The organism is Desulfosporosinus acidiphilus SJ4 (assembly GCF_000255115.2).
GTDB classification, from domain to species: Bacteria; Bacillota; Desulfitobacteriia; order Desulfitobacteriales; family Desulfitobacteriaceae; genus Desulfosporosinus; species Desulfosporosinus acidiphilus.
In genome coordinates, this window is the sequence record NC_018068.1 from 3775742 (window position 1) to 3793166 (window position 17425).

Below are 17425 nucleotides of genomic sequence, written 5' to 3' on the forward strand. Positions count from 1 at the left end.
TCCCACTTGTAGAAATGGGAGTCTCACGATTAGATCAGTCGTTTGTCCAAGGCTCGAAACTGTATTGCCTCAGCCAAATGCTCAGGAAGAATATCTGAAGAACCACTTAAATCCGCAATCGTACGAGCTACTCTTAAGATTCGGTCATGCCCGCGGGCACTTAAGTTTTGGGCATCAAATACCCTTTGCAAAAGAGCCTCTCCACTGGGTGTTAACCTGCTATATTCTTTACTTTCCTTCGAGGTCATCTCCGCATTAGTTTTCGCTGACCCAAACCTAGCCCATTGTCTCTCCCGGGCTGCTAGGACCCGTTCCCGGACGGTTTCAGAGGATTCGTTATTACCTCTTCTCTCCTTCAATTCAGCATAGTTCAGCCTCGGTACTTCCACGTGCATGTCAAAGCGATCTAAGAGGGGCCCGGAAATTCTCCCCCGGTAATTTTGGATTTGCAGAGGAGTGCAGTGGCACTCTCTTCCAGGATCTGTAAAAAATCCACAAGGACAAGGGTTCATACTGGCAATAACACTAACATGAGCAGGATACGTAATACTGCCTAATTGACGAGTAATTGTCAGTTCCCGGTCTTCCAGGGGCTGACGGAGGCATTCTAAAACTTCTCTTGAGAACTCCGGCAGCTCATCTAAAAATAAAACACCATAATTAGCGAAACTTAGTTCCCCAGGCCGCATGTCTCGCCCTCCGCCAATCATGCCAACCTTGGTAACAGTGTGGTGTGGACTGCGAAAAGGGCGATGGCGAACTAATGAGCCATTGCAAGGTTGTAACCCACAAACACTGTACAGTTGAGTTACTTCAAGGCTCTCCCTTTCACTCAAGGGAGGAAGTATCCCCGAATAGGCCTTAGCGAGCAGGGTCTTGCCTGAACCCGGCGGTCCGGCCAAGATAACGTTATGCCCGCCCGCCGCCGCAATTTCCAAAGCACGTTTTACATGCTGCTGACCGCATATATCTTGCCAATCAACGCGGTGTTCCAATGAAGCATTTTCGGCTTGAGATGGCTGAGTTATCATTTCGTCTTCAAAAACATTCTCGCCCTCCAGAGAAGTTATCAGTCGCTGTAAGGCAGAGGTGCTGTGGGTTTTTAAACCCGCCACAAGGCGGGCTTCCGCCAGGTTTTCGGGAGGTACTATCAAGGACAAGGTTTGGGATTCCCTTTTTGTTTGTGTTCCAGACTGTTTATCCCGATAAAGGGCAATAGCCATGGTTAATACACCTGGGACAGACCTCAGCGAGCCTTCCAAGGATAATTCACCCGTAAATACATAACGATCCAGGTCAGAGCAACGACATTGCTGCGTGGCGGCAAGGATACCTATAGCAATCGGCAGATCCAGCCCTGAGCCTTGTTTGCGCAAATCCGCCGGTGCCAGATTTACTGTCACCCGCTGAAGAGGAAACTGGTAACCGGAGTTTCGAATTGCAGAACGTACTCGGTCACGAGCCTCCCGGACCGCAGTGGTCGGAAGCCCGACAATCTCAAACCCAGGCAACCCGTTTGAGACGTCAACTTCTACTCGAACTAAGTGAGCCTGTAAACCCAAAACCGTCATTCCATAAACCGAAGCGAACATCTCTCTCTCCCCCAATAAAGAAAACTTGGTTGGCGCCCGAAGACACTGTCTTCGCACGAATTAACCTCCTTGCAGGCCCAGCGCAGGCAACTGTCTAGTTGCACGTATGCTAGAAGCAAGTATACAACCGAAGGTTATACTTGCTTCTAGTTTAAGAAAACTTGACCTGCTGCAGATTTCCGGCCTTCAAATCTAGAGAGTATAGGTAGATGTTCGCCTTATTTCTTATTATTCCTTCCAGAAAATACTAATAACTCTTATATTCTAACAATGCATAATTCGCTTCTTTAGGTAAGGTTATCACAAAGGTTGTGCCGCTTCCCATATCGCTTTCTACTTTGATCTGTCCTCCGTGAGCTTCTACGATCTGACGGACAATTGCTAAACCTAAGCCCATGCCTCCGTCTTTCCTAGTGCGGGCTTTATTAACTCTAAAGAATCGATCAAAGATATAGGGCAAGGCTTCGCGCGGGATTCCCTCCCCTTCATCTTGGATAGAAAATCGGACTTGTTTTTCATCCTCGGCAAACAGAACACGTACTGCCTTGCCTCTGGGAGTGTGGCGCATGGCATTATCTAAGAGATTTATAAAAACCTGCAAAAGACGATCCGGATCAGCGGTAATTGCGCCCGAACCTTTGGCAACCTCTAAAGTGAGACCCAAATCTTGAGCTCTGCCCTGAAAACGCTGGTATACTTCGTTAAGAAAATTCTCCAAATCCAGGGGAACAGGCTGGATACTCTGCCCCCGCTCCAGCCAATTAATATCTTGCAAATCCTTGACCAAGCGAGCTAAGCGTTTAGCTTCTTCTAAAACTAAGTCGATATATTCCCCGCGCTGATTCTTAGGCACAACATCATCCTGGATTGCCTCCAGATAGCCTTGAATGAGATGCAAAGGAGTTCTGAGTTCATGTGTGACACTGGCTAAAAATTCCCGGCGTGACTTTTCCGCCCGTAGTGATGCCGTAATATCCCGAAGGACTGCCACATGCCCGCGAAAACCTTCGGTCTCTGTCATCGGTGCCATAATAACCTGCAGTACCTGAAGCCCCAAAGTTAAGGTTGAGTTGTTTTCAATTTGATCTGTCTCTTGCCGCATCTTCTGTAAATAGTTTACAATTTGAGTCTTACGATCTTGCAGTTCGACATCATTTTCTTGCCATAATAATCGAGCAGTGTCATTGGCATAAAGAATAGATCCATCACAGCCTAGCATGACCACTGCATCGCTGATGCTTTCAATAATTCCTTGTAATAGATTCTTCTGCTGGGAAAGCCATTCCATATGATTTTTTAAGCTTTCTCCCATGAAATTAAGGGCTTCGGCTAATTCTCCGATTTCGTCCTGACTCGTTACTCCTTGGATTGGAAGAAAATCGCCTTTTGCCATTCTCGAGGCACTGCGCTGCATTAAGGCAAGAGGTCGTGTAACCTGCCGGGCAAAAAAGAGACTGACTATTGTGGCTAAGAATACGGCAATTAACGAGGCGTAAACAATTAAGCGCCGAAAAGTTGCAATACTCTCTTGTATGGGTATAGGCGAGCTGCCCAACAGTACAACGGCCTTCACCGGTTTAATCCCGACAGGAGCCGCTGCTATCAGCATGGCCTGCCCTCCTCCGTTAACCGGCAGGGCCTTGATGGAGATGGTATTGCCCGCAAGTACTTGAGCCAAATAATCATCGGTAAAAAAGTCTGACGGTAGCAAGGGGCGTGACCACTCTCCAAGCAATCCGCCAATCTCTCCGATGGGTCCGGTTAGCCCTAATCCTTGATTTTTACTCGTGGATGACCCGGCAATTACCAGGATATTTCCTTGTGGATCCAGCAAAACCAACTGCGTTCCGGAGGTAAGCTTAAACGTTTCCAATAAGCTCAATTTTTCACTCCAACTAGGAATCGCCGCTAATTGCGCTGAAACTTCCGTTGCTTCTGTTCGCAGGGAATCAAGTTTTTGTTGCAAATAAAAGTCTCCGAACAGCCACGTAATCGTCAGGCCCAGGCCGCCCAAAACCACAAGTATCAGAAGTGTCATTGCCATCCATAGTTTAATGGAAATGGTCCAAGACCGCCAGCGCCTCTTTTGCCCTTCCATCAGGACACCATATCCGGATCGAATTTATAACCCACTCCCCAAACGGTAACAAGCATCTTTTTAATGCTGGGGTTAGCTAATTTTTCCCGCAGTTTTTTCACATGAGTATCGACAGTTCGAGCATCGCCGTAAAAATCGTATCCCCAGACTGTTTCCATAAGCTGCTCCCGCGAAAAAACTCTTCCCCGATTTTTAGCTAGAAAATAGAGCAAATCAAATTCCAGTGGGGTTAAGTTGATCGCCTCGTCGCCTATCGTCACACGGTGTTTTTCTTTATCGATACTAAGCGGGCCCACCGAAATTTCCGAAGAAACGGTATGCAATTGACCGCTTGACCGGCGCAGCAGTGCTTTGACTCTGGCGACTAATTCCTTAGTACTGAAGGGTTTCACTAAGTAATCATCGGCGCCCAGTTCCAGGCCTAAGACACGATCAAATTCTTCCCCCCGGGCTGTCAACATAATGATTGGGATTCCTGAGCTTTCGCGTATTTCCCGGCAAACCCTCCAGCCATCGATTTCAGGCATCATGAGATCAACAATTAATAAGGAAAACCGGCCCGCTTTAAACTTCGCTAAGGCGACGCTGCCATCTTCCGCTTCTTCGACCGCAAATCCTTCCCGCTCAAGATATAATCTGACCAAACTGCGAATTCTTTCTTCATCATCGACAATTAGAATTGGATCCATGTTCAACTCCCCTTTGAGAACTTGATGCAAAGTTATCTATCATAGTGCATTAAATTCAGTTTTAGAATTTATTTAATTCTTGTGTTCAGCTTTAGTTTACCACGATATAATGATTATTTTGTGAAAATTAAATGAAGAATATTATAAAGCGGCTTTAATCCACATTAAATCCTGATTATCGTCCAGCCAACGTATGGCAATGACATCAAATCTTAACTCTGGCCAGCTTGCATACCCCTGTTGAAGCACGTAATAAGCTGCTATCGACCTTAGGCGCAGTGCCTTCTGATAAGTGATACTCTCTTCCCCCCAGCCCCTATACGACGAGCTGCGAGTCCGCACCTCGATAAACACTAACGTTTCATGATCAAGAGCAATAATATCCATTTCACCTTTTGGACACCGATAATTCCGTGCCAGGATTTTTAATCCTGATGCTGTCACAAAGCGAACAGCAAGTTCTTCACCGGATTTCCCTAAGAGATTTCTCTTCACTCCCATGCCAATCCACTCCTTTTGAGGGCCTAGACATCTAATTCTTTACTGCTGTATAAAATTCCTTTTCTTAAGGAATTTGTATCCATTTCATTAACTGGTGAACACGTGGCCTGTGAGCGAGCCGCGGGTTACCGAGCGAACGATGTGGGCGGCACAACCCAATCTGAAGACATGACCTGCTTTCGCCATCTACTGATGCTGCGCAGAGACATTGGGGGCACCTAGGCTAAATTAATTTTCATTGATCAAAGTCTGATAATATATAAAAAGAGGTCCTCAGAACGAACTGAGAACCTCTTTTTATATATTATAGCGTTAATAGTAAAACTTAAAGAACGTTATTGAACTAAACTTTGGGCAGCTTTAATAGCCATTTGTGCCAGAGGAGTGGGATAAATTCCAATAGCCACGGTGATAATCATTGAAAACAACATCGTAAATTTAACCGCACCATGCACTGGAATATCAGGTAATCCTTCGCCCTCTCCCAGGAACATGACCTTAACCACGGAGAGATAGTAGTAAACGGACACCATGCTCATGACAAAGCCAATGTAGGCAATGCCTGTATAGCCGCTGCCCATCACAGCGGAGAAGAGATAAAATTTCCCTACAAACCCTGCCAATGGAGGAATTCCTGCTAAGGACAACAAGGAAGCTGTCATTACAACGGCTGCAAGAGGCGACCTGCGTGCCAAACCCGCAAAATCCTGAATTTCGTCGCTTCCTTGCTGCTCGGAAACATGAGTAGCCACTGCAAAAGCCCCCATGTTGGCAAAGACATAAATCATAGCATAAAACAGAACGCCTTTCACCCCGGAAATGGATTCAGCAATGATGCCGACCATCAGATATCCGGCTTGGGCAACACTGGAATAAGCCAAAAGCCGCTTGATATTCGTCTGAGGAATAGCAACTAAATTACCTATGATCATCGTCAGAGCCGCCAAAACTAAGAGCAGGGTCTGACCTGTTGTGGAAAACGATTGGCTGTTCATAGTGATGAGATAAACCCTTATCAGCGCAGCAAAGGCTGCAGCCTTGGAGGCAATTGCCAAAAAGGCAGTAACGGGTGTCGGTGCCCCTTCATAAATGTCCGGTGCCCATAGATGGAAGGGAACCAAAGAGATCTTAAAGCCCAGTCCTGCGAGGATAAAGACCGTAGCCAAAAACGAGACGGGCGTTAAAGTAGCTCCGAGACCGCTGGCGACCTCTGAAAGCATAGTCGATCCCGTCAAGCCATAGATAAGGCTGATGCCATAAAGTAAAATGGCTGAGGACGTGGCACCCAAAACCAGATACTTAATTCCAGCTTCTGAGGAACGGGCATCGTCGGACAAATAAGCAACGAGAATATAAAAGGAAATCGTCATTAATTCTAAGCCAACATACATGGTAATGAGCTCACCGGCTCCGGCCATGAGCATCATGCCCAACGTTGCCGTCAGAATTAAAGAATAAAATTCACCGCGATATTTAGGAAACTTCTGGACATATCCCCCTGAAGAGAGAACGACCAGAAGTGCGGCCGCTAAGAAAAGCACTTTGAAATATACGGCGAACTGATCATGCCAGTATAGGCCATTTAAGAAGGATGTTTTAGGGCCGTAGAAAAAATCATAAAGTGTGTAGCTTAGGACCCCGATTAGGGAGAACGCTGTGAGCGGCATCATGCCTTTTCTAGCACTTGGCGGAATCAGAAGTCCGATGGCCAAGAGAATCAAGGCCAGTGCGGCAAGCGCAACTTCGGGCGTGAGTACTGCAGCGATATTGAAATCAACCATTAGAACAGCCCTCCCATCTTCGCCTGACTCACCGTCTCAAGGACCTTCGCAAGGCCTGAGGAGGTAACACCAGTATTTACCAGACCGAATAAGATGTTAGGGAACATCCCTGTCGCGAAAATCACCAATCCCAGGACAACTAAGGGAACTAGTTCAGGACCCCGGATATCCTTTAGGTGATCCCACTCCGACCGACGAGGTCCGAACATAACGTTGGCAATCACCCTCAAAGTATAAACCGCCGTAAAGATAATCCCTGCAATGCCAAGAATTGCTTGAACAGGAAGAACCTTAATCGTGCCCATGAAAATGGTGAATTCTGAAATGAAGTTAACGGTACTGGGTAGACCCAGAGAAGCCATGCCTGCGATAATAAAGCCAATAGCCAAACGCGGCATCTGATGAGCTAAACCACCCAAATCCGGAATGTTGCGTGTGTGGGTTTTTTCGTAGATAAACCCAATCATAGAGAAGAACAAAGCGGACATAACACCGTGAGCAAACATCATCGCCACCGCACCTCCAATGGCCGTGGGATTTAAGGCAGCAATAGCAATGAGAACGTAACCCATATGGCTCACTGAAGAGTAACCGATGACATATTTAAGATCTTTCTGAGCCAAAGCAATGAATGCTGCGTAGAGAACATTGGCAATTGCCAAAACTGCAATGACCGGAGCCCAATACTTAGCCCCGATAGGTAGAACATAAATACCAAGGCGAATTAATCCATAGCCGCCGATTTTCTTTAAGACGCCGGCGTGAATCATACTGACTGCTGTAGGAGCTCCGGCGTAACCATCCGGAGACCAAGAGTGGAAAGGAAACATGGATATTAAGGAACCAAAGCCAAAGAGCATTAAACCGAAAGCAATCTTTTGAAAAGGTGCACTGTAAAGGTTCTGCCTTGCGGCTAATTGGTCAAACATAAAGGTAGGTTGTTGTCCCTGTGAAGAAGCTGCCAGGTAGAGAGCCACCAAAGCGACGAGCAGGAATGCCGACCCGATCAAGAGATAAATCGTCAGTTTCATACCGGCATATTCCTTGGTTACCCGTTTGGTACTTCCCCAAATGATAACCATGATGTAAATTGGGATAACCACGATTTCGTAGAAGAGGAAGAAAATGAATAGGTCACGTGCGATAAAGGTTCCCATGACACCGGTGATTAAAATGAGCAAGAGTACAAAGAATTCTTTCGCACGTTTTTCCATATTCCAAGAGGCATAAATAGAAGAAAAACCAATTAAATTCGTCAGAAGAAGCATGGGCAAACTGATACCGTCAACTCCAAAGGCCAAGTTAACTCCTAGGTCAGGAACCCAAGGAATTGTAAGGGTGAATTGCATTCCGCCGGTGGAACGGTTATAGGCAAAGAACGCATAAACCGAGAGAACCATAGCGGCAAACGTACCCATAGCGGCAATAATTTTGATCGTTTTCGTTTCTTCTTTCGGCAGGAAAACAATGATAAACATGGCCAGTAACGGTGCTAACAAGATAAATGGAAGCAGGTAAGAACCCCCTGTTGGCAGTGCTGACATTATTTCACACCTCCCAGCATCGCTAAGGGGTTAAGGGATGAAAGCTGTCCTTCCCCAAAGGCGAAGACCATGAAAATGACAACAACTGCGAAGAAAAATACCATAGCATAGGTTTGAAGTTGTCCCGTGCTCATTCTGCGCAGTCCTTTTGCACTCCCACGTGTCAATAAAGCGATTCCATTGATGATTCCGTCCACAATATAGATGTCAAAGAAATAGAGAATCTTAGCTAATCCATCCATAATGTTGTGAATAATCCAGAGGTACAGCTCATCAATGTAGTATTTGTTCTTAAGGATTTTGTAGGGAACAGGGAAACGAGCAACGATGCTCTCTGCGCTAATCGCCTCTTTAATATAGATATAATACGCAAGCCCTATACCTAATAAGCCGGCAATTACAGAGATTCCAGCCAAGCCCCAGTTCATAGCTTCTGCCTCATATTCTCCAAAGTGAACGAAAAAGTTGAAGTTATGCTCCGGTAAGGCTGCAAAACCACCGAAAACACTGAAGAAAGCAAGAATAACTAAGGGAATGGTCATTGTCAACGGAGATTCATGGGGATGATTTTCCGGTTTTTCAGGCCCCATAAAGGCTACGAAGAACAAGCGGCTCATATAAAAGGCCGTCAGGAATGCCGTGAATAAGCCAACTGCATAAATAATGGGGTGACCGTTTTGCAAGGCGTTGGCTAATATTTCATCCTTCGACCAAAACCCGGCAAAAGGCGGGATCCCCGAGATTGCCAATACCCCAATAAAGAACGTAGTTCCCGTGATGGGCATTTTCTTCCACAAACCACCCATGTCCCAGATGTTCTGTTTTTCATGCATGGCATGGATTACAGAACCTGCACCTAAGAACATCAAGGCCTTAAAGAAAGCATGGGTCATAAGATGGAACATTGAGCCCGAATAGGAACCAACCCCCAGAGCAAAGATCATATAGCCCAGCTGACTTAACGTTGAATAAGCTAAAATTCTCTTAATATCATCTTGAGCTATGGCAATGGATGCCGCAAAAATTGCAGTGAAGGCACCGATTCCGGCAACAAACTGCAATGCCGTCGGGGAAGCTTGAAAGAGAAAATACATTTTAGCGACGAGATAAACCCCGGCAACAACCATGGTTGCAGCATGGATCAAGGCACTGACAGGTGTAGGACCTTCCATAGCGTCTGGAAGCCAGACATGCAAAGGAAACTGACCCGACTTGCCCATGGGTCCCATGAAGATCAGGAATGCCATCACCGTTACATAGCCGGCAGTCCCAACCACCGCAACATTTTGCAGGCTTGTGCTAAGAGCTGCGGAAAGCGCGGTAAAATCCAAAGTGCCGAATTTATTATATAAGAAGAGAATCCCCAGTAATAGACCGAAATCACCAACGCGCGTTGTAATAAATGCTTTCTTGGCAGCTTCACGCGCTGAGACTTTAAAGTACCAGAAGCCAATCAAGAGATAGGAACAAAGACCGACAAGTTCCCAGAAAATAAAGAGCTGCAACAAGTTAGTTGCTAATACCATACCCAGCATGGAAGAAGCAAACAAAGATTGATATGCATAGTAACGTGACCATCCTTTATCTCCATGCATGTAGCCCAGTGAGTAAATCTGCACCATCGAGGCTACCAGGGTCACGACAAACAACATCATACCGCTCAAGGGATCTACGATTGTTCCAAAATCAATCTTTAACCCCCCAATAGTCAGCCAGTTTGCACTAACAACCACCGGATGTTCCACAATTTCAGCCCCAGACTGAATAATGCCTAAACCGATTGCGATAGCTAAACCCAATGCAGTTAGAATCGCAAGGATTGACACCGTGGAAGACAGTCCTTTGGATCGTTTCGTGACAAAGGCGATGAGTAGAAACGACAGGAAGGGCAAAGCAGGGATTAACCATGCCCATCGAAAGAGATCATGCATTTCCTTGAACACCTACCTTCTCCATAGTCTCTCTTACCACTTCAACCAATTAAATTCATCGACATTTGTTGAATGACGATTACGATAAATAGTAATCACAAGAGCCAGTCCCACAGCAATTTCCGCCGCAGCTACGACAATTACGAAAAGTGCCGCCACATGTCCGGTGAGAATATAGTGGATGTCGACTTTTTGGTTCCAGACAAAGCGATTAAAGGCAACAAAGTTAATATTGACTGCATTGAGCATTAACTCAATGGACATGAGTACAGCAATGATATTCCTTTTCGAAAACACGCCATACAGCCCAAGACAAAAGAGCATTGCTCCCACTAAAAGATAGGTTGTAAGTCCAACACTCAGATTCGTAAAATTCATTTGTTTCCTTTCACTCCCTTCGCCAAAATAACAGCTCCGGCTAAGGCCACAGTCAGCAATACGGCAGCTGCTTCAAAGGGAATCATGTACTGGGTGAGCATCAGCAAGGAAAGATCTTGCGCAGTGCCGCCACTCGTCCAGGGCGAAGCCAAAACTCGCCAGTCCGGATTTGTATAAATGACGAGGGCAATCACCACAAACACCAATGCCGAAATAAGGGCTCCCCATCCAGCCTTACGATTTTCAGGATTACTGTCACAAACGTCTCCGCGCAGGGTCAGCATCACGGCAAAGACAACCATGATCGACACCGCACCGGTATAAACAAGCAATTGGACAGCAGCAAGGAAGTCAGCATTCATAAGGACGTAAAGTACTGCAACTCCTGAAAAGGAAAGTGCCAGATAAAACGCGCTGTGCACAATATTTTTTGAAGTGACAACGCCCCATGCTGCGGCAATTGCCAAAATAGCAAAGATAAAGAAAACGATAGTGCCCACGCTTATCCCTCCTTTCCTTTCCGCTGAGCCCGTGCAATCATATCCCATTTCATATCACTAGGCTCATATACCGCATTTTCATATTCCTGAGTAACTGTCAAAGCTTTTGTCGGACAGGCTTCGGTGCAGAGACCACAGAACAGACAGCGGCCTACATCCATATGATAAGTTTTAAGAACCCGTTTGTTGTTTTCATCTTTTTCGCTGGTTAATTTAATAACCCCGTTCGGACAAGCCATCGCGCACATATTGCAAGAAATACACTTTTCCCGTTCTAAACCCATTGAGCTTCGCACTCTGGTCGGAAGCACGGGTTTCTGCTCAGGATAAAACTCTGTGACATTGGGACCGACCATGCGTTTGAACGTGATGCCTAATCCTTGAAACAGACCTTTACCAAACACTGCGTCAACCTCCCATCACGAGTCGGTAAATAAAGATTCCCAGACCCGTTAAGAAAATGTTCAAAATCGAAAGCGGCAGCAATACCTTCCAGGCCAAATGCATCAAATGATCCACCCGGATTCTGGGGAACGTCCAACGAACCCACATCATAAAGAAGATAATAACGCCGACTTTTGTCCAAAACCAAATCCAGCCAGGTAAGAAAGGACCTTGCCATCCCCCGAGGAATACTGTAGCGGCAAGTGCTGAGACTGCTGTCATATTGCCATACTCTCCTAAGAAGAACAGACCCCAGCGCAAACCTGTATACTCGGTAAAGGGTCCGGCTACAACCTCTTGATCCGCTTCAACCAAGTCAAAGGGAGCGCGGTTGACTTCGGCAATCCCCGCAATAATATAAATAACAAAGGCCAAAGGTTGAAGAACGATAAAGGGAACGGTATGCTGAGCCTTAACGATATCGCCGAGATTAAAAGACTGAGTAATCATGATTACTCCCAAAAGAGAAAATAACAATGGAATTTCGTAGCTTATCATTTGCGCAACGGCACGCATGCCGCCCAACAAAGAGTATTTATTGTTGGAGCTCCAACCAGCCATTAAAAAAGCCAAGGTGGAGATTGCCGAAATCGCTAGGAAATAAAAGATACCTAAATCCAGATTGATGGGTGCCATTTGATTGCCATAAGGAATTACGGCTAAGGTCAGCATCGGCAGTGAAAATACAATCATGGGTGCAATTTTAAAGAGAATTTTATCTGCACCTGCCGGAGTAACATCCTCTTTCCCCATTAATTTCAACGCATCAGCAATAGTCTGGAACCATCCGCGCGGACCGAGACGATTGGGCCCTGTTCTCATTGAAGTCCAACCCGCTACTTTACGCTCGAGTAAGATAAGTATTAATGCGGCGAGGACAATGATGACAACCACGATGATGAAATTAATGACATCCATGGTTAAATTAGCCCAAACCGATTGGGGATCCGCAAAGAGACTACGGATGAAATGCGCGATAATCAAAAACAGATTATTTAAAGTCTGCATCTTATTCTCCCCTCATAGGATTTTCTACTTGTCCACTTCACCCAAGACTGCATCCAAAGTTGCAAATATCGCCACAACGTCTTGTATTTTCCACCCCTTGGCAACGATGGGAAGCATTTGCAAATTAATGAATGTGCCTGGACGAATGCGAACACGTGCCGGTTTCGTCGTTCCATCACTGACAATGTAGAATCCCAATTCCCCTTTGGGGTTCTCCACGCGGTGATAAACTTCGCCAACCGGAGGCTTAATGACTTTCGGGACCTTGGCCATAATCGGCCCTTCAGGGATATCGCGGATAGCCTGCCTAATAATCTTAACGCTTTCCTTAATTTCATCCATCCGTATTATAGTGCGGTCATAGCTGTCACATCCGTAACGAACAGGGACATCGAAATCAAAGCGGTCATAGATACTGTACGGATATGCTTTGCGCACATCATACTGAACCCCGGATGCCCGTAAAACCGGACCGGTAATTGATAGATTTTCTGCCAGTTCTTTAGGCATAATCCCCACACTTTTCAAACGGCCTTGAGCAATTTCATTCCCGAAAAAGATGCCGTAGTATTCTTCGAGCATCTCGGGGATATCATCCAAGAACGATTGTAAGGCGGGCCAAAATTCAGCCGGAGGTTCGGCACTCATACCGCCAATACGCATGCAGTTTACAGTCAAGCGGCTTCCTGCAGTCATTTCATACATATCCAGGATGCGTTCCCGGTCCCGGAAGGCATAGCCCCAAGCCGTCCAGCCCGCAATATCCAGGGCCGTACTGGCAATCATGACCTGATGGCTGGCAATACGAGCAAGTTCCCCAAAAATTACCCGGAGATATTCAGCCCGCTCAGGAATTTCAACACCCATCAACTTTTCAACTGCCTGTACGTAGGCCCAGTTATTATGCGGAGAAGCTAAGTAATCTAAGCGATCTGTATAAGGAATAAACTGCGTATACGTTCGGCTTTCTGCTAGTTTCTCTATTCCTCGATGTAAATATCCAATTTTAGGCTCAATTTCTGTTACTGTTTCCCCTTCTAAATGAACAATCATCCGAAATAAGCCGTGCATACTCGGGTGTTGGGGACCCATGTTAAGAACAAGTTCTTCCGTTTTATCAATACTCATGGTTTTCCCCCCTATTCCCCTTCTATACGCTGACGGACAAGATTGCGAATCTCAATAGGTTCGGTCACATAGTCCTTGCGTAATGGATAGCCTTCAAAATCATCCCACAAATAAATCCTCTTCAGGTTAGGATGACCTTTAAATTGAATTCCAAACATGTCGTAAGCTTCACGCTCTAAATAGTCTGCGCCTTGCCAGATTCTTGTGACCGAATCAACCACTGGGTTTTCCCGATCAACAATGGCTTTTACGCGCAGGTGCTGGGGGCCGTTCAAACTTGTCAACTGGTACACGACCTCAAGATGATCCACAAGGTCCATCCCGGCCAGATCGTGGAGAAAGTCACATGGAACATCATCGAAGCTTTTCGCCGCTGTAAGGGTTTCTGTCACATAAGGCGACTGAACTTTAAGAATAAGTGCTCCTAAGATCTCTTCAACCTCGCCGTTAACCCTGCCGGCCAGCTCTTCCACTCGTTGTTTTAACAGTTCTTTATTTTCCATGTCTCATTAACCTCACCTTAGCGGGATTTGAAACTTTATATTGAAGTTGCAAAAGCCCATAGATTAAGGATTCCGGCCGCGGAGGACACCCGGGAATATAGACATCAACCGGGACAATCTTATCAACGCCTGCCATCATTGAATAGGAATCAACAAAAGGTCCTCCGGCGTTGGCACAACTTCCCATGGCGATAACCCATTTGGGTTCGGGCATTTGGTCATAAATTCTTCTTAAAAGCGGTGCCATCTTACGTGTACAGGTTCCCGCCACAATCATAACATCAGCCTGGCGCGGTGACGCACGGAATACCTCATAGCCAAAGCGGGAAATATCATAGCGTGGTCCGCCTGTAGCCATCATCTCAATGGCGCAGCAGGCCAAACCAAAGGTAACCGGCCAAAAGGAGTGCCCGCGTGCCCAGTTAAGAAGCTTATCAATATTCGTCGTTAAAATGTTCTTTTCCAGCAGCGTCTCATCTTCACGCAGCTGTCTTTCCAACGTTACATCCACTCTAAAGCACCTTCTTTCCAAGCATACCAGAAACCAACCAAAAGAATGACGATAAAGATGAACATTTCCACGAAGGCGAATGTCCCCAGTTTTTGGAATGTGAGCGCCCAAGGATATAAGAAGACAGTCTCAACATCAAACGCTGTAAATACAAGAGCATACATAAAATAATTGCTCTTGAATCCGAGCCAGGTACGACCAATCGTTTCGTTCCCGCACTCATACGTTGTCAGTTTTTCCTTATGCGGCTTATTGGGAGCCAACAACTTGGGCATAAGCATCATAATAATCGAAACAGCGATGGCACCAACAAGAAACACTCCGACAGCAGCAAAATTGTTGTCCAACTTCCTTACCTCCTTCCCGAAAATTATTTTTTTATCCGCCGGGTATAATCATCTTGCCCCTTAGGAGGGCAGTTAATCCGGCATAAAGCGGCGCCATTGACATCGGTCAAATTAAAGAGCCGAGGACTCCTGTTTGACCGGGGCAAAACTCCTTCGATGAAGAGGACATGGCCCTAAACGCCGCAAAACTTTCATATGGTCGCTTGTACCATACCCTTTATTCTTCGCAAACGTATACTCAGGATAGAGGGTATCGAGTTCAGTCATCAGTCGATCGCGAGTTACTTTCGCTAAAATCGAAGCAGCCGCAATCGAGGCACTTAGCTGATCTCCCCTAACGAGGGGGAATTGCGGCAAGTTAACCGCAGGTAAGGTAAGTGCATCTATCAATAAGTAGTGAGGGCGAACAGTTAATCCTTCAACCGCTCTTTTCATCGCTAATTTTGTCGCTTGTAAGATATTTAAGGCATCAATCTCAGCTGGTTCTGCACTGCCGATAGCATAGTCTATAGCTTGAGTTTGAATTTTAGTAAATAGTTTTTCCCGTCTGCTTTCCGTTAAAGCCTTTGAGTCATTGAGCCCCGGCAAATTAAACCTTGTCGGCAGAATACAGGCTGCAGCAACTACCGGCCCGGCCAGGGGGCCGCGGCCCGCTTCATCAATACCGGCTATCAGTAAAAAACCGTTTTGCCATAATTTCTTTTCTTCCACGAGCAATTGCTGGATACGTGCATCTTCTTGAGAAAGTGCTTGCTTTTGCTTAATTAAGCGCTCTGCCAGCCGCCGGACACCTTGCCGGGGGTCATTTTGGCAGGCATCAAGCATTTGCGGGGAAGGGTCCTTATATAAGGCAATTTCTATTTCTTTAACATTCATCTGGGATAATGGTTCCACCTATTTGCCCTCTTTCTCAGTTCGACATAGATAGTCTATTTCCTGTTGAGATAGCCCTTAATTCATACCAAATACTGGAGAAAGCTCAGTCGAAATTAATATCCATGGTAATAGGACCAAGTTGCCCTGTCCTAAGTTCACGTAAGAATATTTGAGCCGATTTTAAGGTATCTACCTGTCCGCCCCGAATCAAACATCCTCGTTTACGACCTATGGTTTCGAGATTTATATCCGGGACGGGTTCCTGATAACGGTTTAAAGACTGGGGAGAATTCGCTTTAAGCCAATCCATAATCCAAATCGATAATTCCTCAACATCGAAAACTTCGTCTTTAATAGCTCCTAAAGCTGCGAGTTTACGGCCGATTTCCTGATCTTCAAATTTTGGCCACAGCATACCGGGCGTATCTAGAAGTTCAACTCGATCATGAATCCGAACCCATTGGTTTCCCCTTGTCACTCCTGGCTTATTGCCAACCTTGGCTTGAGATCCGCCAGTCAGTTGATTGATTAAAGATGATTTGCCGATATTAGGAATCCCCACAATCATAACCTTAATCAGTTGGGGACGAACCCCTTTTTCGGCAAGCTTAGCCTGTTTGGAGCGCACTAGGGATTCTAAAGCTGGTACAATCTGTTTAACTCCGTTTCCGGTAGCAGCGCTCAGCGCATAGGCCGGACTTTTAGTTCTTAATTTTTCAAGCCATTTTTGGGTCCAGGCGGGATCTGCCAAATCAGCCTTATTAAGCAATAATAATTTTTGCTTCTTACCAAGCATCTCATGCAATAACGGATTGCGGCTGCTGGCCGGAATTCTGGCATCGGCAAGTTCAATGACGACATCAACCCATTTCAGCTGATCTGTCAGCAACCGTCTTGCTTTAGCCATATGGCCGGGAAACCACTGAATACTCATGAAAACCATCCTTCTAGTTTAAACCAACATCAAATAATTTATTTAAAGAAATCTTATTCGCCGAAATGGATAATAGACTAGCCATGCTTTTCCTAAGAGATAGCTTTTCGGAAGAAGTCCCCATTCTCGAGAATCTTCGCTTTGACGCCGGTTATCTCCTAATACAAAGACTTTATCTACCGGTACTACTTGAGGGCCAAAGGGCGGATAATCCCCAGGTTTAACATAAGGTTCTTGAATTGACACACCATTGACAAATACCTGGTTATCGCGCAGTTCTACTTTCTCACCTTCCACCGCGATAACACGTTTGACAAAGGTACGTTTTGTGTCTTTGGGAAAAGCAAAGACAATAATATCCCCCCGGGTAGGAGCCCAAAGACGATAAGCTAATCGATTGACAAGAATTCGATCCCCCGGAGCGATCCCTGGTTCCATCGATGGTGAAGGGATAAGATAAGGCTGTAATACTCCCCAACGAAGCAAACCGCCGCTCACCAAGACGATAGCAAACAAAATTACGACCCATTTTCTTTTCGATTTTGATTGTTCCATTCCATAGCTCCCCTCTTGAACTACTCATAGTATGAACAAGATTCTGCGGAGCATACGTAAAAGATAACTAAAGTCTTGGCTATCAATTAAGTTAAATCTGACAAC

General features: G+C 45.8%; 18 protein-coding genes. All 18 read right to left on the reverse strand.

Annotation, left to right across the window (positions count from 1 at the left end; genetic code table 11):
- Positions 1–29: 29 nt before the first annotated feature.
- Positions 30–1592 carry a YifB family Mg chelatase-like AAA ATPase gene (locus DESACI_RS17260; protein WP_041276123.1) on the reverse strand — a complete coding sequence of 521 codons (1563 nt, stop codon included), beginning with the start codon at positions 1590–1592 and terminating at the stop codon, positions 30–32.
- Positions 1593–1839: 247 nt separating this feature from the next.
- The gene (locus DESACI_RS17265; protein WP_014828488.1) at positions 1840–3690 is read right to left on the reverse strand and encodes a sensor histidine kinase; all 1851 of its coding nucleotides are present in this window, start codon (positions 3688–3690) and stop codon (positions 1840–1842) included.
- Positions 3690–4379 carry a response regulator transcription factor gene (locus DESACI_RS17270; protein WP_014828489.1) on the reverse strand — a complete coding sequence of 230 codons (690 nt, stop codon included), beginning with the start codon at positions 4377–4379 and terminating at the stop codon, positions 3690–3692. The genes DESACI_RS17265 and DESACI_RS17270 overlap by 1 nt, the downstream gene beginning before the upstream one ends.
- 141 nt (positions 4380–4520) lie before the next feature.
- Positions 4521–4880 carry a YraN family protein gene (locus tag DESACI_RS17275; RefSeq protein WP_014828490.1) on the reverse strand — a complete coding sequence of 120 codons (360 nt, stop codon included), beginning with the start codon at positions 4878–4880 and terminating at the stop codon, positions 4521–4523.
- A 335-nt stretch (positions 4881–5215) separates the two neighbouring features.
- A complete protein-coding gene (locus tag DESACI_RS17280) occupies positions 5216–6661 on the reverse strand; it encodes an NADH-quinone oxidoreductase subunit N (RefSeq protein ID WP_014828491.1) in 1446 nt (481 codons plus the stop codon).
- Positions 6661–8205 carry a complex I subunit 4 family protein gene (locus DESACI_RS17285; protein ID WP_014828492.1) on the reverse strand — a complete coding sequence of 515 codons (1545 nt, stop codon included), beginning with the start codon at positions 8203–8205 and terminating at the stop codon, positions 6661–6663. The genes DESACI_RS17280 and DESACI_RS17285 overlap by 1 nt, the downstream gene beginning before the upstream one ends.
- Positions 8205–10148: an NADH-quinone oxidoreductase subunit L gene (gene nuoL / locus DESACI_RS17290; protein ID WP_014828493.1), complete on the reverse strand. Its 1944-nt coding sequence runs from the start codon at positions 10146–10148 to the stop codon at positions 8205–8207. The genes DESACI_RS17285 and nuoL overlap by 1 nt, the downstream gene beginning before the upstream one ends.
- 21 nt (positions 10149–10169) lie before the next feature.
- Positions 10170–10514 carry an NADH-quinone oxidoreductase subunit NuoK gene (gene nuoK, locus DESACI_RS17295; RefSeq protein ID WP_014828494.1) on the reverse strand — a complete coding sequence of 115 codons (345 nt, stop codon included), beginning with the start codon at positions 10512–10514 and terminating at the stop codon, positions 10170–10172.
- Positions 10511–11062, reverse strand: coding sequence for an NADH-quinone oxidoreductase subunit J family protein (locus DESACI_RS17300; protein WP_049804075.1), 552 nt, complete (start codon positions 11060–11062; stop codon positions 10511–10513). Before DESACI_RS17300 ends, nuoK begins: the two co-directional genes overlap by 4 nt.
- Complete coding sequence (locus tag DESACI_RS17305) at positions 11017–11418, reverse strand: NuoI/complex I 23 kDa subunit family protein (RefSeq protein WP_014828496.1); 402 nt, start codon at positions 11416–11418, stop codon at positions 11017–11019. The genes DESACI_RS17300 and DESACI_RS17305 overlap by 46 nt, the downstream gene beginning before the upstream one ends.
- 4 nt (positions 11419–11422) lie before the next feature.
- Positions 11423–12466 carry an NADH-quinone oxidoreductase subunit NuoH gene (nuoH, locus tag DESACI_RS17310; RefSeq protein ID WP_014828497.1) on the reverse strand — a complete coding sequence of 348 codons (1044 nt, stop codon included), beginning with the start codon at positions 12464–12466 and terminating at the stop codon, positions 11423–11425.
- Positions 12467–12490: 24 nt separating this feature from the next.
- Entirely contained in the window at positions 12491–13594 is a 1104-nt protein-coding gene (locus DESACI_RS17315) for an NADH-quinone oxidoreductase subunit D (RefSeq protein ID WP_014828498.1), read from the reverse strand.
- 11 nt (positions 13595–13605) lie between these two features.
- A complete protein-coding gene (locus DESACI_RS17320; protein WP_014828499.1) occupies positions 13606–14097 on the reverse strand; it encodes an NADH-quinone oxidoreductase subunit C in 492 nt (163 codons plus the stop codon).
- Positions 14087–14608 carry an NADH-quinone oxidoreductase subunit B gene (locus DESACI_RS17325; RefSeq protein ID WP_014828500.1) on the reverse strand — a complete coding sequence of 174 codons (522 nt, stop codon included), beginning with the start codon at positions 14606–14608 and terminating at the stop codon, positions 14087–14089. Before DESACI_RS17325 ends, DESACI_RS17320 begins: the two co-directional genes overlap by 11 nt.
- Complete coding sequence (locus tag DESACI_RS17330; RefSeq protein ID WP_014828501.1) at positions 14599–14955, reverse strand: NADH-quinone oxidoreductase subunit A; 357 nt, start codon at positions 14953–14955, stop codon at positions 14599–14601. Before DESACI_RS17330 ends, DESACI_RS17325 begins: the two co-directional genes overlap by 10 nt.
- A gap of 111 nt (positions 14956–15066) precedes the next feature.
- Positions 15067–15849 carry a ribonuclease HII gene (locus DESACI_RS17335; RefSeq protein ID WP_014828502.1) on the reverse strand — a complete coding sequence of 261 codons (783 nt, stop codon included), beginning with the start codon at positions 15847–15849 and terminating at the stop codon, positions 15067–15069.
- Positions 15850–15934: 85 nt separating this feature from the next.
- Positions 15935–16765: a ribosome biogenesis GTPase YlqF gene (gene ylqF, locus DESACI_RS17340; RefSeq protein ID WP_014828503.1), complete on the reverse strand. Its 831-nt coding sequence runs from the start codon at positions 16763–16765 to the stop codon at positions 15935–15937.
- A 42-nt stretch (positions 16766–16807) separates the two neighbouring features.
- On the reverse strand, positions 16808–17320 hold the full coding sequence (gene lepB / locus DESACI_RS17345) for a signal peptidase I (protein ID WP_014828504.1): 513 nt from the start codon (positions 17318–17320) through the stop codon (positions 16808–16810).
- Between the last annotated feature and the right edge of the window lie 105 nt (positions 17321–17425).